Annotated in this window: 19 protein-coding genes; 11 read left to right on the top strand and 8 right to left on the bottom strand. The window is 67.1% G+C overall.

Going from position 1 to position 23,802, the window contains the following annotated elements; genetic code table 11:
• Nucleotides 1-8 precede the first annotated feature (8 nt).
• Both dnaE and ACLB0R_RS15480 read left to right on the top strand, forming a co-directional pair.
• The gene (dnaE, locus tag ACLB0R_RS15485; protein WP_416644247.1) at nt 9-3,524 is read left to right on the top strand and encodes a DNA polymerase III subunit alpha; all 3,516 of its coding nucleotides are present in this window, start codon (nt 9-11) and stop codon (nt 3,522-3,524) included.
• Between the two features lie 11 nt (nt 3,525-3,535).
• On the top strand, nt 3,536-5,131 hold the full coding sequence (locus tag ACLB0R_RS15480; RefSeq protein ID WP_416644246.1) for a long-chain fatty acid--CoA ligase: 1,596 nt from the start codon (nt 3,536-3,538) through the stop codon (nt 5,129-5,131).
• Here ACLB0R_RS15480 and ACLB0R_RS15475 read toward each other — a convergent pair.
• The 3 genes from ACLB0R_RS15475 to ACLB0R_RS15465 all read right to left on the bottom strand — a co-directional run bounded on the left by ACLB0R_RS15475 (nt 5,128) and on the right by ACLB0R_RS15465 (nt 8,352).
• Complete coding sequence (locus tag ACLB0R_RS15475; protein WP_416644245.1) at nt 5,128-5,820, bottom strand: Crp/Fnr family transcriptional regulator; 693 nt, start codon at nt 5,818-5,820, stop codon at nt 5,128-5,130. The two genes, ACLB0R_RS15480 and ACLB0R_RS15475, sit on opposite strands and share 4 nt — an antisense overlap.
• A gap of 70 nt (nt 5,821-5,890) precedes the next feature.
• Nucleotides 5,891-7,231 carry an alginate export family protein gene (locus ACLB0R_RS15470; RefSeq protein ID WP_416644244.1) on the bottom strand — a complete coding sequence of 447 codons (1,341 nt, stop codon included), beginning with the start codon at nt 7,229-7,231 and terminating at the stop codon, nt 5,891-5,893.
• A 41-nt stretch (nt 7,232-7,272) separates the two neighbouring features.
• Entirely contained in the window at nt 7,273-8,352 is a 1,080-nt protein-coding gene (locus tag ACLB0R_RS15465) for a PA0069 family radical SAM protein (RefSeq protein WP_416644243.1), read from the bottom strand.
• A gap of 158 nt (nt 8,353-8,510) precedes the next feature.
• Between ACLB0R_RS15465 and ACLB0R_RS15460 the strand changes: the two genes are divergently transcribed.
• The gene (locus ACLB0R_RS15460; RefSeq protein WP_434953870.1) at nt 8,511-8,981 is read left to right on the top strand and encodes a YbjN domain-containing protein; all 471 of its coding nucleotides are present in this window, start codon (nt 8,511-8,513) and stop codon (nt 8,979-8,981) included.
• Between the two features lie 5 nt (nt 8,982-8,986).
• On the opposite strand, the gene moaB is transcribed toward ACLB0R_RS15460, so the two are convergent.
• From moaB to ACLB0R_RS15445, 3 genes are read right to left on the bottom strand one after another with little or no spacing between them, the layout of a single operon-like run.
• Nucleotides 8,987-9,514 (bottom strand): molybdenum cofactor biosynthesis protein B, encoded by a 528-nt coding sequence (gene moaB, locus ACLB0R_RS15455; protein WP_416644241.1) that lies wholly within the window; start codon nt 9,512-9,514, stop codon nt 8,987-8,989.
• The gene (locus ACLB0R_RS15450) at nt 9,504-11,405 is read right to left on the bottom strand and encodes a transglycosylase SLT domain-containing protein (protein ID WP_416644240.1); all 1,902 of its coding nucleotides are present in this window, start codon (nt 11,403-11,405) and stop codon (nt 9,504-9,506) included. Before ACLB0R_RS15450 ends, moaB begins: the two co-directional genes overlap by 11 nt.
• A gap of 8 nt (nt 11,406-11,413) precedes the next feature.
• Nucleotides 11,414-12,166 carry a uracil-DNA glycosylase family protein gene (locus ACLB0R_RS15445; RefSeq protein ID WP_416644239.1) on the bottom strand — a complete coding sequence of 251 codons (753 nt, stop codon included), beginning with the start codon at nt 12,164-12,166 and terminating at the stop codon, nt 11,414-11,416.
• A 111-nt stretch (nt 12,167-12,277) separates the two neighbouring features.
• On the opposite strand from ACLB0R_RS15445, the gene ACLB0R_RS15440 reads away from it, so the two are divergent.
• From ACLB0R_RS15440 to ACLB0R_RS15405, 8 genes are all read left to right on the top strand, one after another.
• Nucleotides 12,278-13,939, top strand: a complete 1,662-nt coding sequence (locus tag ACLB0R_RS15440; RefSeq protein ID WP_416644238.1) for an electron transfer flavoprotein-ubiquinone oxidoreductase — start codon at nt 12,278-12,280, stop codon at nt 13,937-13,939.
• Nucleotides 13,940-13,952: 13 nt separating this feature from the next.
• Nucleotides 13,953-15,548, top strand: coding sequence for a tetratricopeptide repeat protein (locus tag ACLB0R_RS15435; protein WP_416644237.1), 1,596 nt, complete (start codon nt 13,953-13,955; stop codon nt 15,546-15,548).
• A 13-nt stretch (nt 15,549-15,561) separates the two neighbouring features.
• Entirely contained in the window at nt 15,562-16,407 is an 846-nt protein-coding gene (locus ACLB0R_RS15430) for a 4-(cytidine 5'-diphospho)-2-C-methyl-D-erythritol kinase (RefSeq protein WP_416644236.1), read from the top strand.
• 163 nt (nt 16,408-16,570) lie between these two features.
• Nucleotides 16,571-17,311 carry an N-formylglutamate amidohydrolase gene (locus ACLB0R_RS15425; RefSeq protein ID WP_416644235.1) on the top strand — a complete coding sequence of 247 codons (741 nt, stop codon included), beginning with the start codon at nt 16,571-16,573 and terminating at the stop codon, nt 17,309-17,311.
• 10 nt (nt 17,312-17,321) lie between these two features.
• Entirely contained in the window at nt 17,322-19,043 is a 1,722-nt protein-coding gene (gene ilvD, locus ACLB0R_RS15420; RefSeq protein WP_416644234.1) for a dihydroxy-acid dehydratase, read from the top strand.
• Nucleotides 19,024-19,428, top strand: a complete 405-nt coding sequence (locus tag ACLB0R_RS15415) for a hypothetical protein (protein ID WP_416644233.1) — start codon at nt 19,024-19,026, stop codon at nt 19,426-19,428. The genes ilvD and ACLB0R_RS15415 overlap by 20 nt, the downstream gene beginning before the upstream one ends.
• The gene (locus ACLB0R_RS15410; protein ID WP_416644232.1) at nt 19,425-20,828 is read left to right on the top strand and encodes an NAD(P)H-hydrate dehydratase; all 1,404 of its coding nucleotides are present in this window, start codon (nt 19,425-19,427) and stop codon (nt 20,826-20,828) included. Before ACLB0R_RS15415 ends, ACLB0R_RS15410 begins: the two co-directional genes overlap by 4 nt.
• Entirely contained in the window at nt 20,825-22,024 is a 1,200-nt protein-coding gene (locus tag ACLB0R_RS15405; RefSeq protein ID WP_416644231.1) for a class I SAM-dependent RNA methyltransferase, read from the top strand. The genes ACLB0R_RS15410 and ACLB0R_RS15405 overlap by 4 nt, the downstream gene beginning before the upstream one ends.
• Here the strand turns inward: ACLB0R_RS15405 and truA are convergent.
• Both truA and fmt read right to left on the bottom strand, forming a co-directional pair.
• Nucleotides 22,015-22,755 (bottom strand): tRNA pseudouridine(38-40) synthase TruA, encoded by a 741-nt coding sequence (gene truA, locus ACLB0R_RS15400; RefSeq protein WP_416644230.1) that lies wholly within the window; start codon nt 22,753-22,755, stop codon nt 22,015-22,017. The two genes, ACLB0R_RS15405 and truA, sit on opposite strands and share 10 nt — an antisense overlap.
• Nucleotides 22,752-23,756, bottom strand: a complete 1,005-nt coding sequence (fmt, locus tag ACLB0R_RS15395) for a methionyl-tRNA formyltransferase (RefSeq protein ID WP_416644229.1) — start codon at nt 23,754-23,756, stop codon at nt 22,752-22,754. Before fmt ends, truA begins: the two co-directional genes overlap by 4 nt.
• Nucleotides 23,757-23,802 lie beyond the last annotated feature (46 nt).

The raw sequence follows: 23,802 nt of genomic DNA, 5'->3' as shown, positions 1-23,802 counted from the left end.
AGGTAGCGATGCCCCATTCCGGCTTTGTGCCCCTGCGCATCTTTTCCAGCTACACCATGCTCGACGGCGCGATCGAGCCCAAGGCGATTGCCAAGCGCGCCGCCGAGCTTGGCTTTCCCGCCGCCGCGCTGACCGATCGCAACGGGCTTTATGCAGCGATGGCGTTTTCGGACGCGGCGATGGCAACCGGCGTGCAGCCGGTCATCGGCACGATGTTGGGCGTCTTGCGGCCCGATATCCCGGAAGGCGTGGTCGCGCCGGTCGACTGGCTCGCGCTCTATGCGCAGGATGCGGCAGGCTATCGCAACCTGTGCGCCCTCGTTTCGCAAGCGCATCTCGATCGGCCGATCGAGCGCGATCCGCATGTCGAGTTCGCTGCGCTGGAGCGCCATGCCGATGGCCTGATCGCGCTGACCGCCGGGCGGGAAGGGGCTTTGGCGCGGTTGTTCGCCGAGGACCAGCCCGATGCCGCGCTGGCCTATGCCGATCGCCTGCAAGCGCTGTTTGGCGATCGTCTGTACATCGAACTGACCCGGCGGCTCGATCCGGTCGAGGGCGCTGCCGAGCCGCATCTGCTCGATCTGGCGTATGATCGTGGGCTTCCGATTGTCGCGACCAACCCGTGCTGCTTTGCCGACCAGAATTTCCTGCCCGCGCATGACGCGATGCTGTGCATCGCCAATTCGACCTATATCGCCAGCGACGACCGGCCCAAATCCTCGCCCGATGCGTGGATGAAACCCGCCAAGGACATGCGCGCGCTGTTCGACGACCTGCCCGAGGCGATCGCCAATACGCTGGTGGTGGCGCAGCGCTGTGCAGTGCTTGCACCCAAGCGCAAGCCGATCCTGCCCAGCCTCGCCGGTGATCGCGATGGCGAAGCGGCGCTGTTGCGCGCACAGGCAAGCGAGGGGCTGGAGAAGCGGCTCGTGCGGATTGCGGAGCTCGACAAATTGCCGCCGCCCAGTGCCGATGCCGATGACTGGACTGAACCCTATCGCGACCGCCTGGCGTTCGAGCTCGACGTCATCATCCAAATGGGCTTTCCAGGCTATTTCCTGATCGTCGCCGATTTCATCCAATGGGCGAAGGCGCATGACATTCCGGTCGGGCCGGGGCGCGGATCGGGCGCGGGCTCGGTCGTCGCCTGGGCGCTGACGATCACCGATCTCGACCCGATCAAATTGGGCCTGCTGTTCGAGCGTTTCCTGAACCCCGAACGCGTCTCGATGCCCGACTTCGACATCGATTTCTGCGAAACCCGGCGCGGCGAAGTGATCCGCTATGTGCAGGAGAAATATGGCCGCGATCAGGTCGCGCAGATCATCACCTTCGGAAAGCTGAAGGCCCGCGCGGTACTGAAGGATACCGGTCGCGTGCTGCAGATGAGCTATGGCCAGGTCGACCGGCTCGCCAAGCTCGTCCCCAATCACCCGACCGATCCCTGGACGCTCGATCGCGCGCTCAATGGCGTCAGCGAGCTGGCGGCCGAGTACAAGAATGACGAGCAGGTCCGCCATCTGCTCGATCTGGCGATGAAACTGGAAGGCCTGCCGCGCCACAGCTCGACCCATGCCGCCGGCGTGGTGATCGGCGACCGCCCGCTTGCCGAATTGGTGCCGCTCTATCGCGACCCACGCTCGGACATGCCGGTCACCCAGTTCGACATGAAATATGTTGAGGGCGCCGGGCTGGTGAAGTTCGACTTTCTCGGCCTCAAGACCCTGTCGGTGCTCAAGAAAGCGGTCGAGATGCTCGCCGATCGCGGCATCGCCATCGATCTCGACGCGCTCGCCTGGGACGATCCCGATGTCTATGCGCTGCTCCAGCGCGGCGATACGGTCGGCGTGTTCCAGTTGGAATCGGAAGGGATGCGGCGCACGCTGTCGGCCGTGCGCCCGTCCAATTTCGGCGACATCATCGCGCTCGTCTCGCTCTACCGCCCGGGACCGATGGACAATATCCCGAGCTTTGGGCGCCGCAAGAACGGGCAAGAGCCGATCGACTATCCGCACCCGCTGCTCGAAGGTATCCTGGCCGAGACTTACGGCATCTTCGTCTATCAGGAACAGGTGATGCAGGCCGCGCAGGTGCTGGCCGGCTATTCGCTCGGCGGCGCCGACCTGCTGCGCCGCGCGATGGGCAAGAAGATCAAGGCCGAGATGGACGCGCAGCGGCAGATCTTCGTCGATGGCTGCGCCAGCGCCAACAATATCACCAAGGCCAAAGCCAACGAGCTGTTCGACTTGATCGACAAGTTCGCGGGCTATGGCTTCAACAAGTCGCACGCGGCAGCTTACGCGCTGCTCGCTTATCAGACCGCATGGCTGAAGGCGCATTACCCGCACGAATTCTTCGCTGCCTCGATGTGCTTCGACATGGCGCTGACCGACAAGCTCGGCGTGTTCGTCGATGATATGCGCCGGCTGGGTGTCGCGGTGCTGCCGCCGTGCATCAATGCAAGCTCGGCCGAGTTCACGGTGGAAGCGTCGGGCGAGGGGCTGGCGGTGCGCTACGCCCTCGCCGCGCTCAAATCGGTCGGCGAGGGCGCGATGGAGCGGCTGGTGGCCGAGCGTGAGGGGAAGGGCGATTTCACTTCGCTCGATGATTTCGCCGCGCGCGTCGACCCGCGGCTGATCAACAAGCGCCAGCTCGAAACCCTGGCGGCGGCGGGCGCGTTCGATGGCATCGATGCCAATCGCGCCGGCATCTTCGCTTGCGCCGAGACGATGCTGGCGGTGGCGAACCGGCTTCACGACCAGCGTACCAGCGGCCAGGCCGGCTTATTCGGCGATGCCGAGCCCGCGTCGGGCGCGTCGATCAAGCTGCCGCAATCAGCGGTCTGGTCGATGGCCGAGCGGATGGAGCAGGAGCGCGAGGCGTTCGGCTTTTATTTCTCCGCCCACCCGGTCGATCGCTTCAAGCATCTCGCCCGGCTGCACGGCGCGCGCACCTATGTCGAGCTGGGCGAGATCGACATCCCCGAAGGCGGCGCGCGCGTCGGCGCGACGATGGCGGTGCTGGTCGAGGACGCGCGCTGGCGCACCTCGGCCAAGGGGCGACGCTATCTGATGGCGACGCTGTCCGACCCGTCGGGCCAATTCATCGCCACCTGTTTCGACGATGGCGTCTCGACCGCGCTGGAGGATGCCGCGCGCGCCGGGGGCTGCGGCCTGGCGACCGTCGAGCTCGATCGGCGCCCCGGCGAGGAGACGCCGCGCGTTACGGTCAAGAAGCTGCAGGGCTTCGAGACGCTGGCGAGCAGCGCACGGATGGCGATGGAGATCGCGGTCGACACGCCCGAAGCGATGCAGGCGCTGTGCCGGCTGCTCGCCGAGCTGCGTGGCGCGCGGGGAGAGGTCAGCGTCCGCGCCGCGCTCCCTGGCGGCGGTACCGCGCAAATCCTGCTTGGTCGCGACTTCCTCCTCGATCATGAGCTTGCCCAGCGGATCGAGGCGATGCAGGGTGTCGCGAACGTCACGCTGAAGACGGCCGAGCCACGGCCGCTCGCGCTGGCGGGGTAGGGGAGAAGGCAATGCTGGGCGGAATGCAGGATTATGCGCTGCGCGTGCCGCGGCTGATCGATCATGCCGCGCGCGAGCATGGGCGCCGCGAGATTGTCAGCTATTGGGCCGATGGCCGCGAAACGCGCACCGATTGGGCGGGTATCGCGCGCGACGCGAAGAAGCTGGCGCAACTGCTCGAAACTCTTGGCTGCCAGCCCGGCGACCGCATCGCCACGCTGGCGATGAACCACAGCCGCCACCTCGTCGCCTGGTATGGCGCGATCGGCATGGGCGGGGTGATCCACACCATCAACCCGCGCCTGTTCGACGAGCAACTCGTCTACATCGCCAACCACGCCGAAGACCGCGTGCTATTCTACGACAAGCAATTCCAGCCGATCATCGATCGCCTGCGCGGCCAGTGGACGTCGATCGAACATTATATCGCCTTCGATGACGAGGGGCCTGACGGGTTCCAGGCGCGGATTAACGCCTTCGACGACGACTATGCCTGGGTCGAGGGCGATGAACGCGCGCCGTGCATGCTCTGCTACACCAGCGGCACCACCGGCAATCCCAAGGGCGTGCTGTACGAGCATCGCTCGACGATGATTCACGCGATGTGCGAAGTGCAGCCGGCGGTGTTCAACCTCTCGGCCACGGCAGTCGCGCTGCCGGTGGTGCCGATGTTCCACGCTGCCTCCTGGGGTCTGCCCTTTGCCGCCGCGCTGTCGGGCACCAAGATGGTCTATGCCCAGACCAACGATGCCGCCGTGCTGTGCCGGCTGATGAACCAGGAGAAAGTCACGCATTCCGCCGGCGTGCCGACGGTGTGGCTGTCGATGTTCCAGCATATCGACGCGACCGGGCAGCGGCCCGAACATCTGAAGCAGGTGACGATCGGCGGATCGGCAGCGCCGCGCGCGATGATCGAGCGGATCATGGGCATGGGGATCGAGGTCAAGCATTTGTGGGGCATGACCGAAACCTCGCCGATCGGCACCGCTGGCGCGCCGCCGCCCGATTGGGAGGCGATGACGATCGACGAGAAGCTCGACCGGATGTGCAAGCAGGGGCAAATCCCCTTCGGCATCGAGCTGCGCGTGATCGATGACGAGGGCGTCGAGCAGCCGCGCGATGGCGTCTCGTCGGGCCGGTTGCAGGTACGCGGGCCGTGGGTGGTGAAGCGCTATTTCAAGGCCGACGCCGATGCGATCGATGCGGAAGGCTGGTTCGACACTGGCGATGTCGCGGTCATCCACACTGACGGCACGATGCAGATCACCGATCGCGCCAAGGACGTGATCAAGTCGGGCGGCGAGTGGATCAGCTCGGTCGAACTTGAGAATGCGGCGGTCGGCTGCGCCGGGGTGGCGGAGGCTTGCGCGATCGGGGTTTATCATCCGAAATGGGATGAGCGGCCGCTGCTATTGGTGGTGCGCAAGGAGGGCAGTGGGGTGACGAGCGACGAGATCACCGCGCACCTCGCCAATCACGTCGCCAAATGGTGGCTGCCCGATGAAATCCTGTTCGTCGACAGCCTGCCGCACACGGCGACGGGCAAATTGCTCAAGACGGCGTTGCGCGAGCAGTATCGCGATTACCGACTGGCGTCGGCGGCTTAGGCGATGGCAGCACTGCCACGGCCAAGCGCCGCAGCCATTGCCGCGTTGGTCGTGGCAAGTTTGGCGCGCAGCGCCTGGCGGAAGCTCTGCTCGATTGGACCGCGCAGCTCTGGATTCGCCGCGACATAGCTGCGTAGCGCGGCGGCATTGACGCACCAAAAGCGCGCGGGCGAGGCGAGCACGACCGTGGCGGTCGCAGGCTCGCCACTCAGCGCCGTCGCCTCGCCTATCAGGTCGCCCGCACCGCAGCCGCCGATATCGCGACCCATCACCACCACACGCGCCGATCCATTATGGAGATAAGTCAGGGTCTCGACCGGCTTGCCCTCCTGCGCGAGCTCGTCACCGGCGTCCCCGGACAACCACCAGCCCTGGTCGATCAAATGCCGCGCCGCACGCGGCGGCAGAGCGCCAAAAATCGATCTGCGAAGGGCATCCTCTTCGGTATTAAATGTCGCGCGGCCATCGCGAAGCGCAACTGCAAGCGTCGCCAGCAGCGCACCAACGCCGATCGTCATCAGCCATGCGAGCGACACCAGCTCGCCCGGCTCCGTCGCCGCGTGCACGGCAAGCAGACCGGTTGCCACCGCCAGCGCCAGCCGCGCACGCCGGCCGACACCCGGGCCGACCGCAATCGCCAGCAGCAGGGCATAGCCCAGTTGCGCAATGATCATTGGCGTCGAGAACATGGCGGCGCTCCCCGGGTCAATTCATGCGGATCATGCCAAACCGGCGCCTGAGGTAAAGCCTCGGCGTTGCTCAGAAGAACACCTGCGCGTTGAGCGACAGATATTTCGTATCCGCCGCGCTCGCCCGGTTCGGCGCGGTCTGCAGGAAGCGACCCTTGGTGAGCCAGTCGCCGTCAATCTCCAGCTGCAAGCGCTTGGGGATCGCCCAATAGCGGACCCGCGCGTCGATCTGCCAGCCGCCGTCATGGCCCGATCGCCCGGTCGGATCGACCACGCCGGTCGTCGCGAAGCCATCGACCGCCGAGGCGAGCCAAAGCTTCTTGACTGTGCCGAACGCATCCCACCTTTTGTCGGGCGTCACTTCCAGTCGCGGGCCGATCGACACCAGGTTGCTCCGCGAAATCGCGTTATAGAGCCCTGCCGGCGAGAAGTCGGCGCGGCGCATCGCGTAGAGCGTGTCGAAGCGGCCATAAGTGCCGTGGCGGTGATCGCCGCTCGCATAATCGCCTTCGATGGCGACGCGCGGCTGCCACGGCCCGCGCCATTGATAGCCGAGCCGCGCATGGCCGAACCACGCTTCGACCGGCAACCGCGCGGCATTGGCGGCGAGCGAGGCGGAAATGCTGCCGCTCTGGCGAATGCCCTCAATCTCGAAATCGACTTTGCCCGGGCGCACCGGCGCGGACCAGCGCAAGTCGATTGCGGTCAAATGCCGGTCACGCGTGGCGTGCGTCGGCGTGTCGCGCTCCTCGAAGCGATAGACGCCGCCATCGATGATCGTCGGACCGAGAATACCCGCCTTTGACGCTCGCCCGCCCCAGAGCCGCGTATCGAAGCCCTCATGATCGAACTCGACGCGATTGTGGCGGATGCCCGTAATATTCTCGGGCAGGCGCTGCTCGGGCAGCACATAGATCAGCGTGCCTTCCACCTTGCCCGGCGCGCCCCAATCCACCCGCACGCCGGTAAAGGCATTGTTGGTATTGCGGTAATCATCGCGCGCGATCAGCCGCCGCGAGCCGAGATCGAGGCTCATCCGGCCAGCGGTGATCCGCCCGTTCCAGCCCTTGCCGGCGGTCCCCAGATCATAAGCGATCCAGGCATGGGTCAGCTCGAACGCGTCGACTTCGTTGGTGCTGAGCGCGGTCGGGTTGGCGGCATCGAGCGCGCGGCTGTCCCACAGCTCGCCGCCGATCGATAAGGGGCCGGATCGGTAGCTCGCTTTCAGGATCGTCCGCAGCTGCGTCGATGCTTCATCGGCGGGCACCCCGGCGCGCGCCTGACCGCTGATCGTCTCATAGCGCAGCCGCACCGAGCCGGAGAGGTGGACGCCCTCCGGGACTGGCGGCAGTGCCTGGTCCAAGGCTGGCGACGCGACCATCAGGCCGATGCAGAATAGAGCCCCCTTCATATCCTAAGTGCCTAGCGCAACGCGCCGCTCAGGTCACCGGATCAGCGCGCAAATAATTCTCCCTGCGGCCCAGCCGGCGCTTTGAACAGGTCGGTGCGCAGCGCCTGGCGCTCGATGTTCAGACTATATTTGCTGCACGCGATGTGGAAGCGGGTCCGCAGCAGCTCGGCCCAGGCGCCTTCCCCTCGCATCCGCGAGAAGAAGTCGGGATCATTGTCGCGCCCGCCACGGATCGACTGGATGATCGACATCACTTTGCCCGCCCGATCGGGGAAATGTTCGTCGAGCCACGCGCGGAACAGCGGCGCCACTTCGTGCGGCAAGCGCACCGGCAGGAAGAACGCCCATTTCGCCCCGGCAAGCGCCGCCTGTTCGAGCAGCTGCTCCATCTCATGGTCGGTAATCGCGGGGATGACCGGCGAGATCGAGACATAAGTCGGCACCCCCGCGTCCGACAGCGCCTTTACCGCCGCCAGCCGCCGCCTGGGCGCGGGTGCGCGCGGCTCGACCGTCATGGCGATCTTCGGATCGAGCGAGGTGACCGACACTGCAACGCTCACCAGTCCCTTTGCCGCCATCGGCGCGAGCAGATCGAGATCACGCACCACCCGGTCCGACTTGGTGGTGATGGTGAGTGGATGGTTGGTCTCCGCCAGCACTTCCAGGCAGCCGCGCGTGATCCGCCATTGTCGCTCGATCGGCTGATAGGGATCGGTATTGGTGCCGAACGCGATCGGGCTCGGCGCATAGCCCGGTTTGGAGAGCTCGGCGCGCAGCAGCGCCGGCGCATCGGGCTTGGCAAACAGCTTCGTCTCGAAATCCAGGCCGGGTGAGAGATCATGAAAGGCATGCGTCGGCCGGGCGAAGCAATAGATGCAGCCATGCTCGCAGCCGCGATAGGGATTGATCGAGCGGTCAAACGGAATGTCGGGCGACTGGTTGCGAGTGATGATGGTGCGCGGATGCTCGACCGTCACGCTGGTGCGCGGCGGGAGCGGGGCGCCATCGATCGCCTCGCGCTCGTCCAGCCAATCGCCATCTACCTCCATTGCGGGTATGTCAAAGCGCCGGCTGACGTGATTGAGCGTAGCGCCGCGTGTCGGTCTGGGTTTCGAATTCACTCTCGCGGATTAGCACAGTCCCCGGAACATAAGAAGAACATTTACTCCGAATTGGTGTAGCGAGCCGATTGACCACGAACATGCCCTAGCTAGAATAGGCCGATTATCGGGGGGAAAAGACCATGGCCGTAATCCACAAAGCTGTTTTCCTGGCGCTGTTGCTCGGCGCGGTGCCGGCCACGGCACAGCAGCAGGACAAGCTGTTCGACGCGACCGATCCCAAGGCGACAGCCGCCGCGTTGATGTCCGCGGGCTACAAGGCAGTGCTCAAGGAAAGCGACGGCGACCCTTATATCGAAAGCGCCACGAACGGGCAGACTTTCAGCATCGATTTCTATGGCTGCAAGGACGGTCACTGCAGCTCGTTCCAGTTCGAAAGCTGGTATAAGCCCGATCCGCTGTGGACGCCGGCGTTGGCAAACAAGTGGAATATCGCAAATCGTTTCCTGAGGATCGCCGTAAACGACAAGGGCGAACTGCATGAATATATGGACGTAACTGGCGTCGGCAAACTGACGCAGGCGAATTTCGCCGATGCAGTCGACTGGTATCAGACTATGGACGGCGAACTTGCCAAGTTCATCGATAAGGCGCGCGAGGCCGCGAAACCCGACACACCTAAAAAATAGCGCCGTCAGCGCTCCATCAGGCGCGGCATCAGCTCGACGAAATTGCAGGGTTTGTGGCGGCTGTCGAGCTGGTCTCTCAAGATGCCGTCCCACCCGTCCTTCACCGCGCCGGTCGAGCCGGGCAGCGCGAAGATATAAGTGCCGCGCGTCACGCAGGCGCAGGCGCGCGATTGCACGGTCGAGGTGCCGATCGACTGGAAGCTGAGCCAGCGGAACAGCTCGCCAAAACCGGGGATCAGCTTGTCGGCAACGCGCTCGATCGCTTCGGGGGTCACATCGCGCCCGGTGACGCCAGTACCGCCGGTGGTGATGACGCAATCGATCTGGCGGTCGGCGATCCAGCTTTCGAGTTTGGCGACGATCAGATCGGCATCGTCGCGGATGATCGCGCGGTCGGCGAGGATGTGACCGGCGCTGGTTAGCCGCTCGACCAGGGTATCGCCTGACCGGTCATCGGCAGCCGTCCGCGTGTCGGACACGGTGAGGACGGCGATACGGACCGGCAGAAACGCCGCACTGAGATCAATTGGCACTGGGGTTGGAAGCGATGACGCCGCCGAGCGGCTGTGTTGAGGCCGGTTGCGCTTGCTGCTGCTGGAGTTGCGCCTGCGCAGCAGCGGCGGCCGCAGCGGCAGCGGCAAGCGCCGTGGCGCTCGGGGTCGGCGGGGCGAGCGCGGTCTTCACGCGGACGCCGGCCGCCCCCGGCAAGCCCGGAAAGCGCGGCCACAGCCCCTCGACCAAGGCCGCCCGGCTCGGCGAGGCGGCGCGGCCGGTGCAGCGCTCATACATCCAGTAATTGCGCAGCACCGTCACCACGTAACCGCGCGTCTCCCAATAAGGGATCGATTCGATGTAGAGCAGCGGATCGCCGCCATCGCGCGATTGCGCGTTCCACAGCGCGACCGGCAGCGGCCCGGCATTATAGGCGGCGATCACCTTGGGCAGCAGGCCGCCCGTCGCCGGCTGATCGCGCAATGTTTCGAGATAGCTCTGCCCGACTTCGATATTGAACACCGGATCGGTGAGCGCGGCGCGATCGGCGCGGATGCCATGCTGGCGGGCAATGTCCTGCGCGGCGGCGGGGCGGATCTGCATCAGGCCATAAGCGCCGGCGCTGCTGATCGCATTGGCGCGAAAAGCCGATTCCTGGAGCGCATGGGCATAAACCAGCGCCTTGTCGACGCGCCAGCCGCCCTGCGGCGTCCAGGCAGGGGCGGGGTAGCGGGCATCGGCCAGGACAGCGCCGCTTGCCCCTTCCGGCGCGTTGTGCGCGAGCCAGATCTGCGTTGCCGGCAAGCTCAATGAGGCAGTCAGCTTGATCAGCGACTGATAGCCCGCGGGATCGCCGATCCGCGCTTCGCGGCGTAGCACCTGATCGGCAAGGTCGCTCTCGCCAATCTCGATCAGCGCGGCGGCAACGCGGATATTGGGCCGGTTGCCGATCGCTGCCCAGTCACGATCGATCGACGCCGTAACGGGCCGCTCGACCTTCGCCCTGATGCCGAGCGCCTCGCGCGCCAGCAGGCCGTAAAAGGTCTCGTCATATTGCGCGGCACCGGTGAGATGCGCTTCGACCCGATCGGGCCGTTCGCACGCAATGTCGGCGCGCGAGGCCCAGTAAAGCCCGGCGGCGCGGAATTCGACATCGCTTGCCTGGCTGGCGACGGTCTCGAACGCGCGCCCGGCGGCGGCGCAGTCATGCTGGCGCCACGCGGCGAGGCCGACCACCCATTGCGCCTGCACCACCCATTCACCCGCGCCGGCCGCCGCGCGCGTCGCCATGGCGCGGGCATTGGCATCGTCGCCGGCCAGGTAATAAATCCACGCAACCTTGTGCTGCCATTCGGTCAGCGCTTCGGGCGAGAGGCCGGTCGCCGTATCGAGCAGCGCCTGCGCGCCGACGCCGTCATCGCCCTTGATGAACGGCTGCATCCGCACCGCGAGATCGGCGGAGACGGCGTCGCTCTGGGCAAGGCTGCGCGCGCGGCGGCGGATCGGCGCGCCACCGACCCAGCTCATTGCGCGGGTATAAGGAAGCTCGGGCAGCGCCTCGGCACCGCGCGTCTTGGCGAGGCGGGCAAGCGCCTCGGCTTCGGGCAATTCGGGCGCGGCGGTTAGCACTTGGGTCAAGTCATCGAGCGTCGCCTTGGGTGATCCCTTGGCGGTGAACAGCTCGGCGAGCGCGATATTGTGGAGCGGCCCCGGCTTCATCGCGGCAAGCTGCAGCCGCGCGTCGATCCATTTGCCGGCACGGATGCTGTCGAACACCGCGCGATATTGCGCGCGCTGATCGGGGTCGAGCTGCGCGGGAACGCCCGCCGTCACCGGGGCGGCGGCAGGCGGGGTGGGCAAATCATTCGCCAGCGCCGGCGCGCTCAGCCCGCCAAGTTCGATCGCTAGGGCCAGCGCCAGGATCGCCGTCATGGATCGCTTCACGCGTCCAGCCTCCCCATCAGCAATTGCAGGTCGCGCCATGCCTCTCCCTTAGCCGCAGATCGTTCGAGCAGGAAGCGGGGATGGAAGGTAACGATGGCCGTACTTGTCCCATTAGCGTGGTTAACGATGTGCGAAGTGCCGCGCGCCGACGCTACGTCCGCCCCGGCAAAGGCACGGCTCGGCGCATTGCCCATCACGAGTACCGCTTTGGGCGCGACGAGCCCGACATGATGACGCGCGATGCGGGCCAGATCGTCAAAAGCATCGTGGGGCAATCGGCCAGCGAGCGGCCGGGCAATCGCCAGCGAGGCGAGGTGGATGGTCTCGCGCGACCGCCCGATCGCCGCAAGCATCCGGTCGAACAGCACGCCGGCCGGCCCCGACAGCAATTGCCCGGCGGCTTCGTCGTCGCGCTCGGGCGCTTCGACCAGCACCATCAAGTCGCTCGGCGCTGCCGATGGCGCGATGCGAATGGCATTCCACCCGAAATCGGGCGCGGCCTCGCTCATCCGCCAGGCGAGGAAAGCATCGAGCGTATCGGCCAGCGGCGCCACCGCTCGCGCCGGAGCGGTATCAGCCGTTGGCCGCTCGATCGGCTTAGCGGCTTCGGCGGCAACCGATGCCGCCTTGACCAGCCAATTGCGCGGCGCTTCGTCGACAATCGTGTCGACACCCGCCTCGCGCCACCACTCGAGCGCGCTTTCCGCCACCGCTGCAAACAGGAAATTCTGGTCTGCCCCCATGTCCATATAGAGTCACCAGTTGACGGGAAGGTCAATTCGCGGGCACCGGGGGACAGGACAAGACGTTGCCGGCGCACGACGACGTAACCGATCGGGCGCCCGCGCTGGGAGTTGCGCATGAGTGAACGTGAATCGATGCCTTATGACGTCGTCATCGTCGGCGCGGGCCCAGCAGGCCTTTCGGCGGCGATCCGGCTGAAGCAGCAGGCGGCGAAGGCTAGCGCCGAGATTTCGGTCTGCGTGCTCGAAAAAGGCTCCGAAGTCGGCGCGCATATCCTGTCGGGCGCGGTGATCGACCCCAAGGCGCTCGACGAGCTGCTGCCCGATTGGAAGACGAGCGGCTGCCCACTGGCAGACGTTCCGGTGACCGACAACCAGCACTGGCTGCTGTCCAAGACCGGCAAGGTCAACGTACCCCATTTCATCGTGCCGCACTTCATGCACAACAAGGGCACCTATACGGGCAGCCTGGGCAATCTGTGCCGCTGGCTCGCCGAACAGGCGGAAGGGCTGGGGGTCGAGATTTTCCCCGGCTTCGCGGCGGCGGAAGTGCTGTTTAACGAGGACGCCTCGGTCAAGGGTGTCGCGACGGGCGACCTCGGCGTCGCGCGCGATGGCAGCCACAAGCCTGATTATCAGCCCGGCCTCGAACTCCACGCCAAATACACCTTCTTTGCCGAAGGCGCCCGCGGCAGCTTGTCCAAGCAGCTCATCGACCGCTTCGATCTGCGCAAGGACGCCGAGCCGCAAGTCTATGGCATCGGCATCAAGGAATTATGGGACATCGCGCCCGACAAGCATGTGCCCGGCCGCGTCATCCACACCCAGGGCTGGCCGCTCAACGAGACCAAGGGCTCGAATGGCGGCGGCTTCCTCTATCATCAGGCGAACGGCCAGGTCGCGCTCGGCTTCGTGACGTGGCTGAGCTACCAGAACCCGCATCTCTCGCCCTTCAACGAAATGCAGCGCTGGAAGACGCATCCTGAGATCCGCGCCATTCTCGAAGGCGGCAAGCGCGTCTCGTACGGCGCGCGAGCGATCAATGATGGCGGCTATCAGTCGGTGCCCAAGCTCGTCTTCCCCGGCGGCGCGCTGATCGGCTGCTCGGCCGGCTTCCTCAACGTGCCGCGCATCAAGGGTACGCATACCGCCATGAAGACGGCGATGCTCGCTGCCAATGCCGCGGTCGAGGCGATCGTCAGCCAGCGCCAGCATGACGAGCTGAGCGCTTATGCCGACGCCTATCGCAGCAGCTGGGTCGCCAAGGAGCTGTCGGTGGTCCGCAACGTCGTGCCGCTCGTCAAGCGCTTCGGCGATTTCTGGGGCGCGGGCCTCGCCAATGTGACGATGTGGCTGGAAAGCTGGGGCATCAAGATGCCGTTCACGCTGAAGCACCACCCCGATCACGAAAGCCTGCTGCGCGCCGATCAGGCGCCCAAGATCGATTACCCCAAGCCCGACGGCGTGATATCATTCGACCGCCTCTCATCGGTGTTCCTGTCCAACACCAATCACGAGGAAGATCAGCCGATCCACCTGCAGCTCAAGGACCCGGACGTTCCGGTGACCTATGATCTGCCCACCTATGACGAGCCGGCGCAGCGTTATTGCCCGGCGGGCGTGTACGAGATTGTCGGGCAGGACACTGGCGAGCCGCGCTTCGTGATCAACGCGCAGAACTGCGTCCACTGCAAGACCTGCGATATCAAGGACCCGACGCAAAACATTAACTGGGTGACGCCCGAAGGCGGGGGAGGGCCGAATTACCCGAACATGTAAGTCCTGGGGCGGCGTGCTGCTCGCGGCCTTGGCGCTGGCCGCGCCGGGGATCGCGCATGCCGGCGACAGCGACCTCGCCGCCTATCTCCGCGCGCGCGCCGCCGATGCCGAAGGCGCCGAGCGAACAGCGGCAGCCGGCTATGCGACGGCGCTCGCCACCGACCCGGGCAATGCCGAAATCGCCATCCGCGCTTATCGCGCCGGCCTCGCCGCGGGCGACATGGCGCTCGTTCGCCGCGCGCGCGGCGTGCTCGAAGCAGCCGGGGTGGCGCCCAATGACGCGCCGGTGCTGGCGCTGAGCGATGCGCTCGTCGCGGGTGACGCCGCCAAGATCGACACCGCCGTCAAGGCGATCGATGACAGCAGCTTCAACTTTCTCTCCCCCTCGATCCGGGCCTGGCTCGCCCCGTCCAGCGATGCGGCGGCGACCACGGCCGCGCTCGATCGCGCGCGGGGCAATGCGCTGGCCGGCCGCTTCGCCGATCACACCAGGCTGCTGATCGATCTCGCCGGCGGCCATGTCGCGCAGGGGGACGTACTCGCGCGGCTGATGACCGTCTCCGATCCCGGCGCGATCAGCCTCAGGATCGAGGCGGCGCAATTGCTTGCCGGCGCCGGGCAACGCGATGCCGCGCTCGCGCTGCTACCGGCAGATAATGATGCGCTGGCGCCGTATCGCGCGGGCCTTGGGGCAGGCGTCGCGCCGTCGCCGCGCCTCGGCGTGGCGTGGCTTTACATCCAGCTTGCCGAATCGCTGACCGATGCCCGCGTCGCGCCCGCCGCGATCGTGCTCGCGCGTGCCGCAGAACAGCTCGATCCGGGCAATGACCGCGCCCGGCTCGCGCTCGCCCGCGCGCTCACCAACACCCGCGCGCCGCAAATGGCGCTGGCCGTGCTCGATCACATCGCGCCGACCAGCCCCGCCGCCGCGGAAGCCGCCGACATCCGCATCGCCGCGCTCCAGGCCGCCAAGCGCGATGTCGATGCGTTGCACATCGCCGCCGCGATCAGCGAAGCGCCGGGCGCGACCAGCCCCGACGCGCAGCTTTATGGCGATCTGCTCGTCGCGGCGGACCGATATGACGAAGCCGCCAAGGCCTATCAAACAGCCCTCACCCGCGCGGGCAAGGATGCCGACTGGACGCTGCATCTCCAGCTTGGCGGCGCGCTCGAACGCGCGGGCCAATGGCGCGCAGGCGAGCGCGAGCTCGAAACCGCCGTTCGCCTTGCCCCCCAATCGGCGGTGGCGCTCAATTATCTCGGCTATGCGCGGCTCGAGCATGGCGGCGCGCCTGCACAGGCCGCCAAGTTGCTCGAGCAAGCCAATGCGCTGCAGCCCAACGAGCCGTCGATCATCGATTCGCTCGCCTGGGCCTATTTCCGTGGCGGCGATACCGCGCGCGCCTTGCCGCTGTTCGAGAAAGCCGCCGCCAGCGCGCCGGAGAATGCGACGATCAACGAGCATCTCGGCGACGCTTATTGGTCGCTGGGGCGCTATTACGAAGCGCGCTATGCTTGGCGCGCCGCGATGGTGACCGCGCCCAGCGAGGACCAGCCGCGCCTCGCCGCCAAGATCGAGGCTGGCCCTGGCGCCGCCGCCGCGCGCTGAGCCGATCTTCCCGATGACGGCAACCCCGATCACCGAGCACGCGCCCGCCAAGATCAACCTGGCGCTCCATGTCCGCCATCGCCGGCCCGACGGCTATCACGAGCTGGAGACGCTGTTCGCATTCCTCCGCGATGGCGACACGATCCATGTCGAACCTGCACCCGCGCCGAGTTTCGCGCTGACCGGGCCGTTCGCGGCAGTGCTGGCGGGCGAGGGCGACAATCTCGTCACCCGCGCGGCGGCGGCATTTCGCGCGGCATTCGCCATCGAAGCGCATCACGCGATCACGCTCGACAAGCGGCTGCCGGTCGCGAGCGGCATCGGCGGGGGCTCGGCCGATGCGGCGGCGACGCTGCGGGCGCTCGCCCGGCTGCATGGCGTCGCGCTTGACGAGCCGCGGCTGTTCGCGATTGCCGAGGGGCTGGGCGCCGACGTGCCCGCCTGCCTGCTCGGGCGCAGCGCGATCGGCACCGGCAAGGGCGAAGCGCTGACTCCCGTCGCCGGGGTCGAGGATGTGCCGGTGCTGCTCGTCAATCCCGGCGTCGCGGTATCGACCGGCGCGGTGTTCAAGGCGTGGGACGGTGTCGACCGCGGCCCGATCCCGCCCGGTGACTTGCTGGCCCGCGCGCTTGCTGGCCGCAATGATCTGGAGCCGCCGGCGCGTGCGATCGCACCGGTGATCGGCGAGGTGGTGGCGATGCTGTCGGCCGGGCCGGGCGTGAAGCTCGCGCGCATGTCGGGCTCGGGCGCGACGTGCTTCGCCCTGTACGAAACGGCGGCCGACCGCGCCGCTGCCGCTGCCGATCTCCGCGCGCGCCATCCCGATTGGTGGCAGCTCGAATCGACGCTCGGCGGATGAACGCGCTTACGCTTTCGTTACGGCTTCGGCGCGATAAGGGCAGCAGCGGGTCCGTTGCCAGGCGCAGCGCGTCCGCCGATGGTCCCGGGCACAGCCCGGCGTCATCCGGCGAGGGGGATGGCGGTCATGAAGCCGCTATTCCCCTCCACCGCCCGGCCGTGCGATGACCGTCGCGCCGCACCAGCCCGAGCTCATCGCTGGCGATAGCGATCTCCTGCTGCTCTGCGACCATGCGTCCGCCGCCGTGCCGCCCGGCATCGACCTCCAGATCGACCCGGCGCTGCTCGGCAAGCACATCGCCATCGATATCGGCGCGGCAGCGGTCACACGGCGGCTGGCGGAGGCGCTCGATGCGCCGGCGATCCTCGCAACCGTGTCGCGCCTTGTCATCGACCTCCACCGCGAGCCCGATCATCCCGGCCTGATCCCGCCGACCAGCGACGGCCACGCGATTCCGGGTAACGAGAAAGCCGACCGCCTCGATCGCATTGCCCGCTTCCACGCCCCTTATCACGCTGCCATCGCTGCCCGGATCAAAGCACGGCGCCCTTGCCTGATCATCGCCATCCACAGCTTCACCCCCGCGCTCGAAACCGGATCGGCGCCGCGACCCTGGGAGATCGGCATCCTCTACAATCGCGACACCCGCGCCGCGCGGCTGGCGATCGATGCTCTGGAAGCCGCCGGCATCATCACCGGCGACAACGAGCCCTATTCGGGCCGCCACCTCAACACCACGCTCAACCGCCATGGCGAGGCCAACGGCATCCCGAGTTTCGCAATCGAAATCCGCAACGATCTGATCGGCGACGATGGCGGCGCGGCGCGCTGGGCGGATCGATTGGCGCCGATCCTGCGCGATCTGCGCAATAGACTTGCGCCATCCGCCGCTCTCGGGACATAGGCTTGCCGTCATGACCCGCACTTTCGACAAATCGCGCCTGCCGAGCCGCCACGTCTCGGTCGGCCCCGAACGCGCTCCGCACCGCAGCTATTATTATGCGATGGGGCTGGGCGAAGACGACATCGCCAAGCCGTTCGTCGCGCTGGCGAGCGCGGGGAACGATTCGGCGCCGTGCAACACCACGCTCGACCTGCAGGCGGATGCGGCGCGGGCAGGCGTCATTACAGGCGGCGGCATGCCGCGCCGGTTCAACACCATCACCGTTACCGACGGCATCGCGATGGGCCATCAGGGGATGAAATCCTCACTCGTCAGCCGCGAAGTGATCGCCGATTCGGTTGAACTCAGCGTGCGCGGCCATTGCTATGACGCGCTCGTCGGCTTTGCCGGCTGCGACAAGTCGTTGCCGGGCATGATGATGGCGATGCTGCGGCTCAATATCCCCAGCATCTTCGTCTATGGCGGGTCGATCCTGCCCGGCCGCTTCCACGACAAGGACGTGACCGTGGTCGACGTGTTCGAAGCGGTCGGCCAGCATGCGGCGGGCAATTGCCCGCTCCACGAGCTGATCGCACTCGAGAAAGTCGCATGCCCCGGCCATGGCGCGTGCGGCGGCCAGTTCACCGCCAACACCATGGCGTGCGTGGGCGAGGCGATCGGCCTGTCGCTGCCCAATTCCAACATGGTCCCAGCACCTTACCAGAGCCGCGAGCAGATCGCCGTCGCGGCGGGTGAGCAGGTGATGGCGCTGCTCGAAGCGAGCATCCGCCCGCGCGACATCTGCACGCGCGAAGCGTTCATCAATGCCGCGCGCGTAGTGGCGGCGACGGGGGGCTCGACCAACGCCGCGCTGCATCTGCCGGCGATGGCAAGCGAGGCGGGGATCGAGTTCGACCTGTTCGACGTTGCTGAAGCTTTCAAGTCAACGCCTTACATCGCCGACTTGAAACCCGGTGGGAAGTACGTCGCCAAGGATATGTACGAGGCCGGCGGCGTCTACATGCTGATGAAGACGATGCTGGCGGGCGGCTTCCTCGACGGCAATTGCCTGACCGTCACGGGGAAAACGCTCGGTGAGAATATCGATCAGGTCACCTGGAACCCCGATCAGAAAGTCATTTACGACGTCAAGGCACCGATCAGCCCGACCGGCGGCGTCGTCGGGCTGAAGGGGTCGCTGGCTCCCGAAGGCGCGATCGTCAAAGTCGCCGGCATGCATCGCCTCCAGTTCGAAGGCCCGGCGCGCGTGTTCGATTGCGAGGAAGACGCCTTCGCCGCGGTTGAAAGCCGCGACATTGCCGAAGGGTGCGTCATCATCACCCGCTATGAAGGGCCCAAGGGCGGCCCCGGCATGCGCGAGATGCTGTCGACCACGGCAGCGCTTTATGGCCTCGGCATGGGCGAGAAGGTCGCGCTGATCACTGATGGCCGCTTCTCCGGCGCGACGCGCGGCTTCTGCATCGGCCATGTGGGGCCGGAAGCGGCAGACGGCGGCCCGATCGCGCTGGTCGAGGATGGCGACATCATCCGCATCGATGCCGAAGCGGGCACGATCGACCTCGACGTGCCCGATGCCGTGCTCGCCGAGCGCCGCGCTCGCTGGCAGCCGCGCACCAACGATTACCAGTCGGGCGCGCTGTGGCGCTATGCGCGCACTGTCGGCCCCGCTTATAAAGGCGCGGTGACGCATCCGGGGGCGGCCACCGAAACGCATGTCTACGCGGATATCTAGCGCCGGGTTGTTCGGGCTGGGCCTGGCGCTGGCGAGCTGCGGGCAGGGCGATCGCGCCGGTGAGCAACAATCCGGGGCGAAGATCACTCACGCTCGCGCGCCCGAAAGCGGCGGAATCCCCTGCGCGCGGGGCGAGGGCGCGCTGGCGCCCGATTGCACGATCGACCGCACCCCCACACAGGATGGCGTCATCCTGACGATCCACCACCCCGATGGCGGGTTTCGGCGCCTGAAGATCGCGCGCGATGGGCGCGGCGTGATCGCGGCGGACGGCGCGCAACCGGCCAAGGTCACGGTAACCGGCGCGCACGAGATCGAAGTCGCGATCGGCGGCGATCGCTATCGCTTGCCGGCGACGGTGGGCGGGGCCAGCGGCGCGCGATGACAGCGCTCGATGGCCTGCCGGTGCTCTCGGCCGCGGCAATGCGCGCGGCGGAGGATCGGGCGATCGCTCGCGACACCAGCGTCGACGAATTGATGGCGCGCGCCGGCGCGGGTGTCGCCGAATGGGTGGCGCGGCTGGCCGGCAGCCGCGAAGTGCTGATCCTGTGCGGCCCCGGCAATAATGGCGGCGACGGCTATGTCACGGCGACCCGACTGCGCGCCGCTGGGCATCTTGTGCGCGTCGCCGCTAGCGCCCCGCCCGCGACTGACGCCGCAAGCCGCGCCCGGGATGGCTGGGGAGGCGCCGTGGATGACGTCATGGCGGCAGCCCCCGCGCCCGTAATCGTCGATGCGCTGTTCGGCACAGGCCTGTCGCGCGCGCTGTCGCCCGAATTGGCGACCCGCCTGAAGACGCTTGTCGAGAGCGCCTGGCTGTCGATCGCGGTCGATCTGCCCAGCGGCCTGGGGACCGACGACGGCGCCGATCCCGGCGGCGCGACCCCGCCTTTCGACATCACGCTGGCGCTCGGCGCGCTGAAACCTGTGCATCTCCTCCAACCGGGCGCCGATCGATGCGGCGCAGTGCGCGTTATCGATATCGGGCTGGGCGAGGCGGTGACGGATGCCGCCGATCGCGTCATCGCCCGCCCGATCTTGCCCCACCCCGGACCCGCCGATCACAAATACACGCGCGGGCTGGTCGCGGTGGTCGAAGGCGCGATGCCCGGCGCGGCGGCGCTGGCGATCACCGCCGCTCTCCATACCGGCGCCGGCTATGCTCTCCTGATCGGCGAGGGAAGCGCCCCATTGCCCCACGCTATCGTCCGCAAGCCGTGGAGCGATGATCTCGCCGCCCTTATCGGCGACCGGCCAACCAGCGCGCTCGTTATCGGCCCGGGACTGGGCCGCGATGCCGAAGCGGTACGGCAGCTGAAGATCGCCATCGCCTCAACGGCGCCCCTCGTGATCGATGGCGACGCGCTCCATTTGCTCACTGACTGGCATTTTGAGGCGTTCTCACGCCGATTGGCACCCGTCATCCTGACGCCCCACGCCGGCGAGTTCAGCGCGCTGTTCGGCGCCTGGGAGGGCAGCAAGCTAGAGGTAACGCGCGCCGCCGCGCGCCGCGCGGGCGCTACCGTCGTGTTCAAAGGCGCCGATACCGTTATCGCCGCGCCCGATGGCACCGCGCGCCTTGCGCTGGCCGGCGACCCGTGGCTCTCAGCGGCGGGCACCGGCGACGTGCTTGCCGGCGCGATCGGCGCGATGCTTGCCGCGCGCATCGCCGAGCCGGCAGCGGCGGGGGTGTGGCTGCACGGGGCAGCGGCGCGGCGGCTCACCGGGCCCTATCTGGCCGACGACCTCGCGATCGCCCTGTCAGCAGCCCGCGCAAGCTTGTGAGCGAGACGATCATCCGAGTCGCCGCACGCGGTGACGGCGTGACGGCAAGCGGCCGCCATATTGCGTTGGCCGCGCCGGGGGACGTCGTCGACGATGCCGGTATCGTCCACCCCGGCCCGCACCGCCAAGCCCCGCAATGCCCGCATTTCCCGCGCTGCGGCGGTTGCCAGCTCCAGCATCTCGACGATACCGCCTATGCCGATTTCGTGCGCGACCGCATCGCCGGCGCGCTCGATGCGCAGGGCCTCACCGCCGACATTCGCCCGCCGCTGCTCTCGCCCCCGCGCAGCCGCCGCCGCGCTTCGCTCCATGCCGAGCGCAAGGGCGCCAAGATCATCCTCGGCTTCAGCGAGGCAGGTAGCCACGCGCTGGTCGATATCCGCGACTGCGCGATCCTACACCCCGCGCTGATGGCGCTTGTCGCACCGCTCCGCGCGCTGCTGCGTGACGTCATGCCGCCGCGTGGGCGCGTGGAAGTGCGGCTGACGTTGGTCGATCAAGGCGTCGATGTGCTGCTGATCGGTGTGACCGCCGATGGCCTGACCGCCGCCGAGGCTCTCGCCGCATACGCCGCGGAGCATCGCCTGGCACGGCTCGCGATCGATACCGGCCTGGGGCCCGAGACGCGCTGGGAGCCCATGGCGGCAACAATCACGCTCGGTGGCGTGCCGGTCGGCTTTCCCCATGGCAGCTTCCTCCAGCCCACCGAGGCGGGAGAGGCCGCGCTAGCGGCTGCCGTTAGCGAAACAATCGGCGATGCCGCCACGGTTGCCGACTTGTTCAGCGGGCTCGGCACCTTCGCGCTGGCGCTCGCGAAGCCGGGCCGTAAGATTTATGCGGCGGAAGCAGCGCGCGATGCCGCATTGGCGTCAAAACTCGCCGGCGCCGCGCGCAACGTTTTCGTCGATCACCGCGACCTCTATCGCCGACCGCTGTCGCGCGCCGAGCTCAACCGGTTCGACGCGATCGTGCTCGATCCACCCCGCGCCGGTGCGCGCGAGCAGGCGATCGAGCTAGCCGCCAGTAACGTAGCGACCATCGCATATGTCTCGTGCAATCCCAGCAGCTTCGCGCGCGATGTGAAGATCATGTGCGAGCAAAGTTACGCAATTGACTGGATTCAGCCGGTCGGCCAATTCCGCTGGTCGACGCATGTCGAGCTTGCCGCGCGGCTCTCGCGCCCAACTCAGGGATAATCGGCGCGGCGAAAATGGAGGCCGTCGGGTGGCGCGTTGAGCCCCAGCGCCGCCCGGTCGCGCGCTTCGAGTGCCGTCGTGACGTCATCCGCCGACCATTTGCCCTGACCGATCAGCATCAGGCACCCCACCATCGATCGCACTTGATGGTGGAGAAACGACCGCGCCGAGGCAAACACACTGATCCGCTCGCCCTCGCGCATCACCTCCAGTCGGTCGAGCGTCCGCACCGGGCTGTCCGCCTGGCAATGCGCCGAGCGGAAGGTGGTGAAGTCATGCCGGCCCAGCAGACGCTCGGCGCCGGCGGCCATGGCGTCATGATCGAGCGGCGTCGGCACGCGCCAGGCCAGGCCAAGCTCGGTGGTCAGCGGCGCGCGGCGATTGACGATGCGATACTCGTAATGCCGCGCCAGGCACGAAAAGCGCGCGTGCCAATCGTCGGGCACCACCATGCAATCGAGGATCGCCACAGGGGCAGGGCGGAGCAGCGCATTGAGCGCCTCCATCAGCCGAAACGGCGTGATGGCGCGCGCGATATCGACATGCGCGCGCATGCCGGTGGCATGCACGCCGGCATCGGTGCGCCCGGCGGCATAGACTTGCGTGTCCTCATGAACGATCCGCGCCAGCGCTTCCTCGATCGCCTGCTGCACGCTCGGCCCATGCGCCTGGCGTTGCCAACCCATGAACGGGCGGCCGTCATAGTCGATCGTCAGCGCGAAACGGGTCACGAAAGCCGCGTGCCCGCCGGAATGGGGAAGCCGCGCAGCAGCTCGGCGGCTGTCATGCCGCCACGGCCGGCGCGTTGGAGGAGGGTTGGGCGGAGGGCGCCCGATCCGCAGGCGATGGTGAGGTCATCGTCGAGCACCAAGCCATAAGCCCTCTCGCCCTCGGGGAGAGGGTTTGGGAGAAGGGAGGCCACCAGCGTTGCCACCTCGATCGCCCCCTCACCCAACCCTCTCCCCAGAGGGGAGAGGGCTTTGTCTGTCACAACCTCGGCGGCCAATATCTTCACCCGCTCGTCATTAACGTCAAACCAGGCGCCGGGGGCGGGGTTGAACGCGCGAACCTGACGCTCAATCGCCATGGCGTCGGTCGACCAGTCAATCCGGCTTTCCGCCTTGTCGATCTTGCTTGCGTAGGTGATGCCGTCCTCGGGCTGGGCAATAGCGGGGTAAGCGTCGATATCGCCGAGCACCTCCACCATCAGTCGCGCGCCAAGATCGCTCAATTCCTGCGTTAGTTGCCCCGCTGTCTTGCCATCGATCATGAGCTTGCCGGCCAGCCGCACCGGCCCCGTATCCAGCCCCGCCTCCATCTGCATGATGCAGACGCCCGTTTCTGCATCCCCCGCCAATATCGCGCGCTGGATTGGCGCGGCACCGCGCCAGCGCGGCAGCAGCGAGGCGTGGACATTGAGGCAGCCATGCGTCGGGATATCCAGGATCGCCTGCGGCAGGATGAGGCCGTAGGCCGCCACCACGGCAACATCGGGCTTGAGCGCGGCAAAGGCATCGACCGCAGCCGCGTCCTTACGGAACGAAACCGGCGTCCGCACCTCGATCCCAAGCGCCTCCGCCGCGCGCTGCACGGGGGAGGGCTGCAGCACCTTGCCGCGCCCCGCCGGCCGCGCCGGCTGGCAATACACCGCCACCACCTCGTGCCCCGCCGCCACCAGCGCCTCCAGCACCGGCACCGCGAAATCGGGCGTTCCCATGAAGACGATGCGCATGGCCTTCGCTTTGGCCGCTTGTGCCGCGCCCACGCAACCCCCTATC

This window comes from Sphingomonas sp. GlSt437 (genome assembly GCF_048015635.2).
Classification (GTDB): Bacteria; Pseudomonadota; Alphaproteobacteria; order Sphingomonadales; family Sphingomonadaceae; genus Sphingomonas.
This window is presented reverse-complemented; position numbering and strand designations above follow the sequence as displayed.

What these genes read in the sequence shown, in the direction of transcription:
- ACLB0R_RS15470 (WP_416644244.1), bottom strand. Translation starts at nt 7,231, where the DNA reads ATGAAGGGGGCTCTATTCTGCATCGGCCTGATGGTCGCGTCGCCAGCC.
- ACLB0R_RS15480 (WP_416644246.1), top strand. Translation starts at nt 3,536, where the DNA reads ATGCTGGGCGGAATGCAGGATTATGCGCTGCGCGTGCCGCGGCTGATC.
- ACLB0R_RS15430 (WP_416644236.1), top strand. Translation starts at nt 15,562, where the DNA reads ATGACGGCAACCCCGATCACCGAGCACGCGCCCGCCAAGATCAACCTG.
- ACLB0R_RS15445 (WP_416644239.1), bottom strand. Translation starts at nt 12,166, where the DNA reads ATGGACATGGGGGCAGACCAGAATTTCCTGTTTGCAGCGGTGGCGGAA.
- fmt (WP_416644229.1), bottom strand. Translation starts at nt 23,756, where the DNA reads ATGCGCATCGTCTTCATGGGAACGCCCGATTTCGCGGTGCCGGTGCTG.
- ilvD (WP_416644234.1), top strand. Translation starts at nt 17,322, where the DNA reads ATGACCCGCACTTTCGACAAATCGCGCCTGCCGAGCCGCCACGTCTCG.
- dnaE (WP_416644247.1), top strand. Translation starts at nt 9, where the DNA reads ATGCCCCATTCCGGCTTTGTGCCCCTGCGCATCTTTTCCAGCTACACC.
- ACLB0R_RS15475 (WP_416644245.1), bottom strand. Translation starts at nt 5,820, where the DNA reads ATGTTCTCGACGCCAATGATCATTGCGCAACTGGGCTATGCCCTGCTG.
- ACLB0R_RS15410 (WP_416644232.1), top strand. Translation starts at nt 19,425, where the DNA reads ATGACAGCGCTCGATGGCCTGCCGGTGCTCTCGGCCGCGGCAATGCGC.
- ACLB0R_RS15415 (WP_416644233.1), top strand. Translation starts at nt 19,024, where the DNA reads ATGTCTACGCGGATATCTAGCGCCGGGTTGTTCGGGCTGGGCCTGGCG.
- ACLB0R_RS15450 (WP_416644240.1), bottom strand. Translation starts at nt 11,405, where the DNA reads ATGACGGCGATCCTGGCGCTGGCCCTAGCGATCGAACTTGGCGGGCTG.
- ACLB0R_RS15440 (WP_416644238.1), top strand. Translation starts at nt 12,278, where the DNA reads ATGAGTGAACGTGAATCGATGCCTTATGACGTCGTCATCGTCGGCGCG.
- ACLB0R_RS15425 (WP_416644235.1), top strand. Translation starts at nt 16,571, where the DNA reads ATGACCGTCGCGCCGCACCAGCCCGAGCTCATCGCTGGCGATAGCGAT.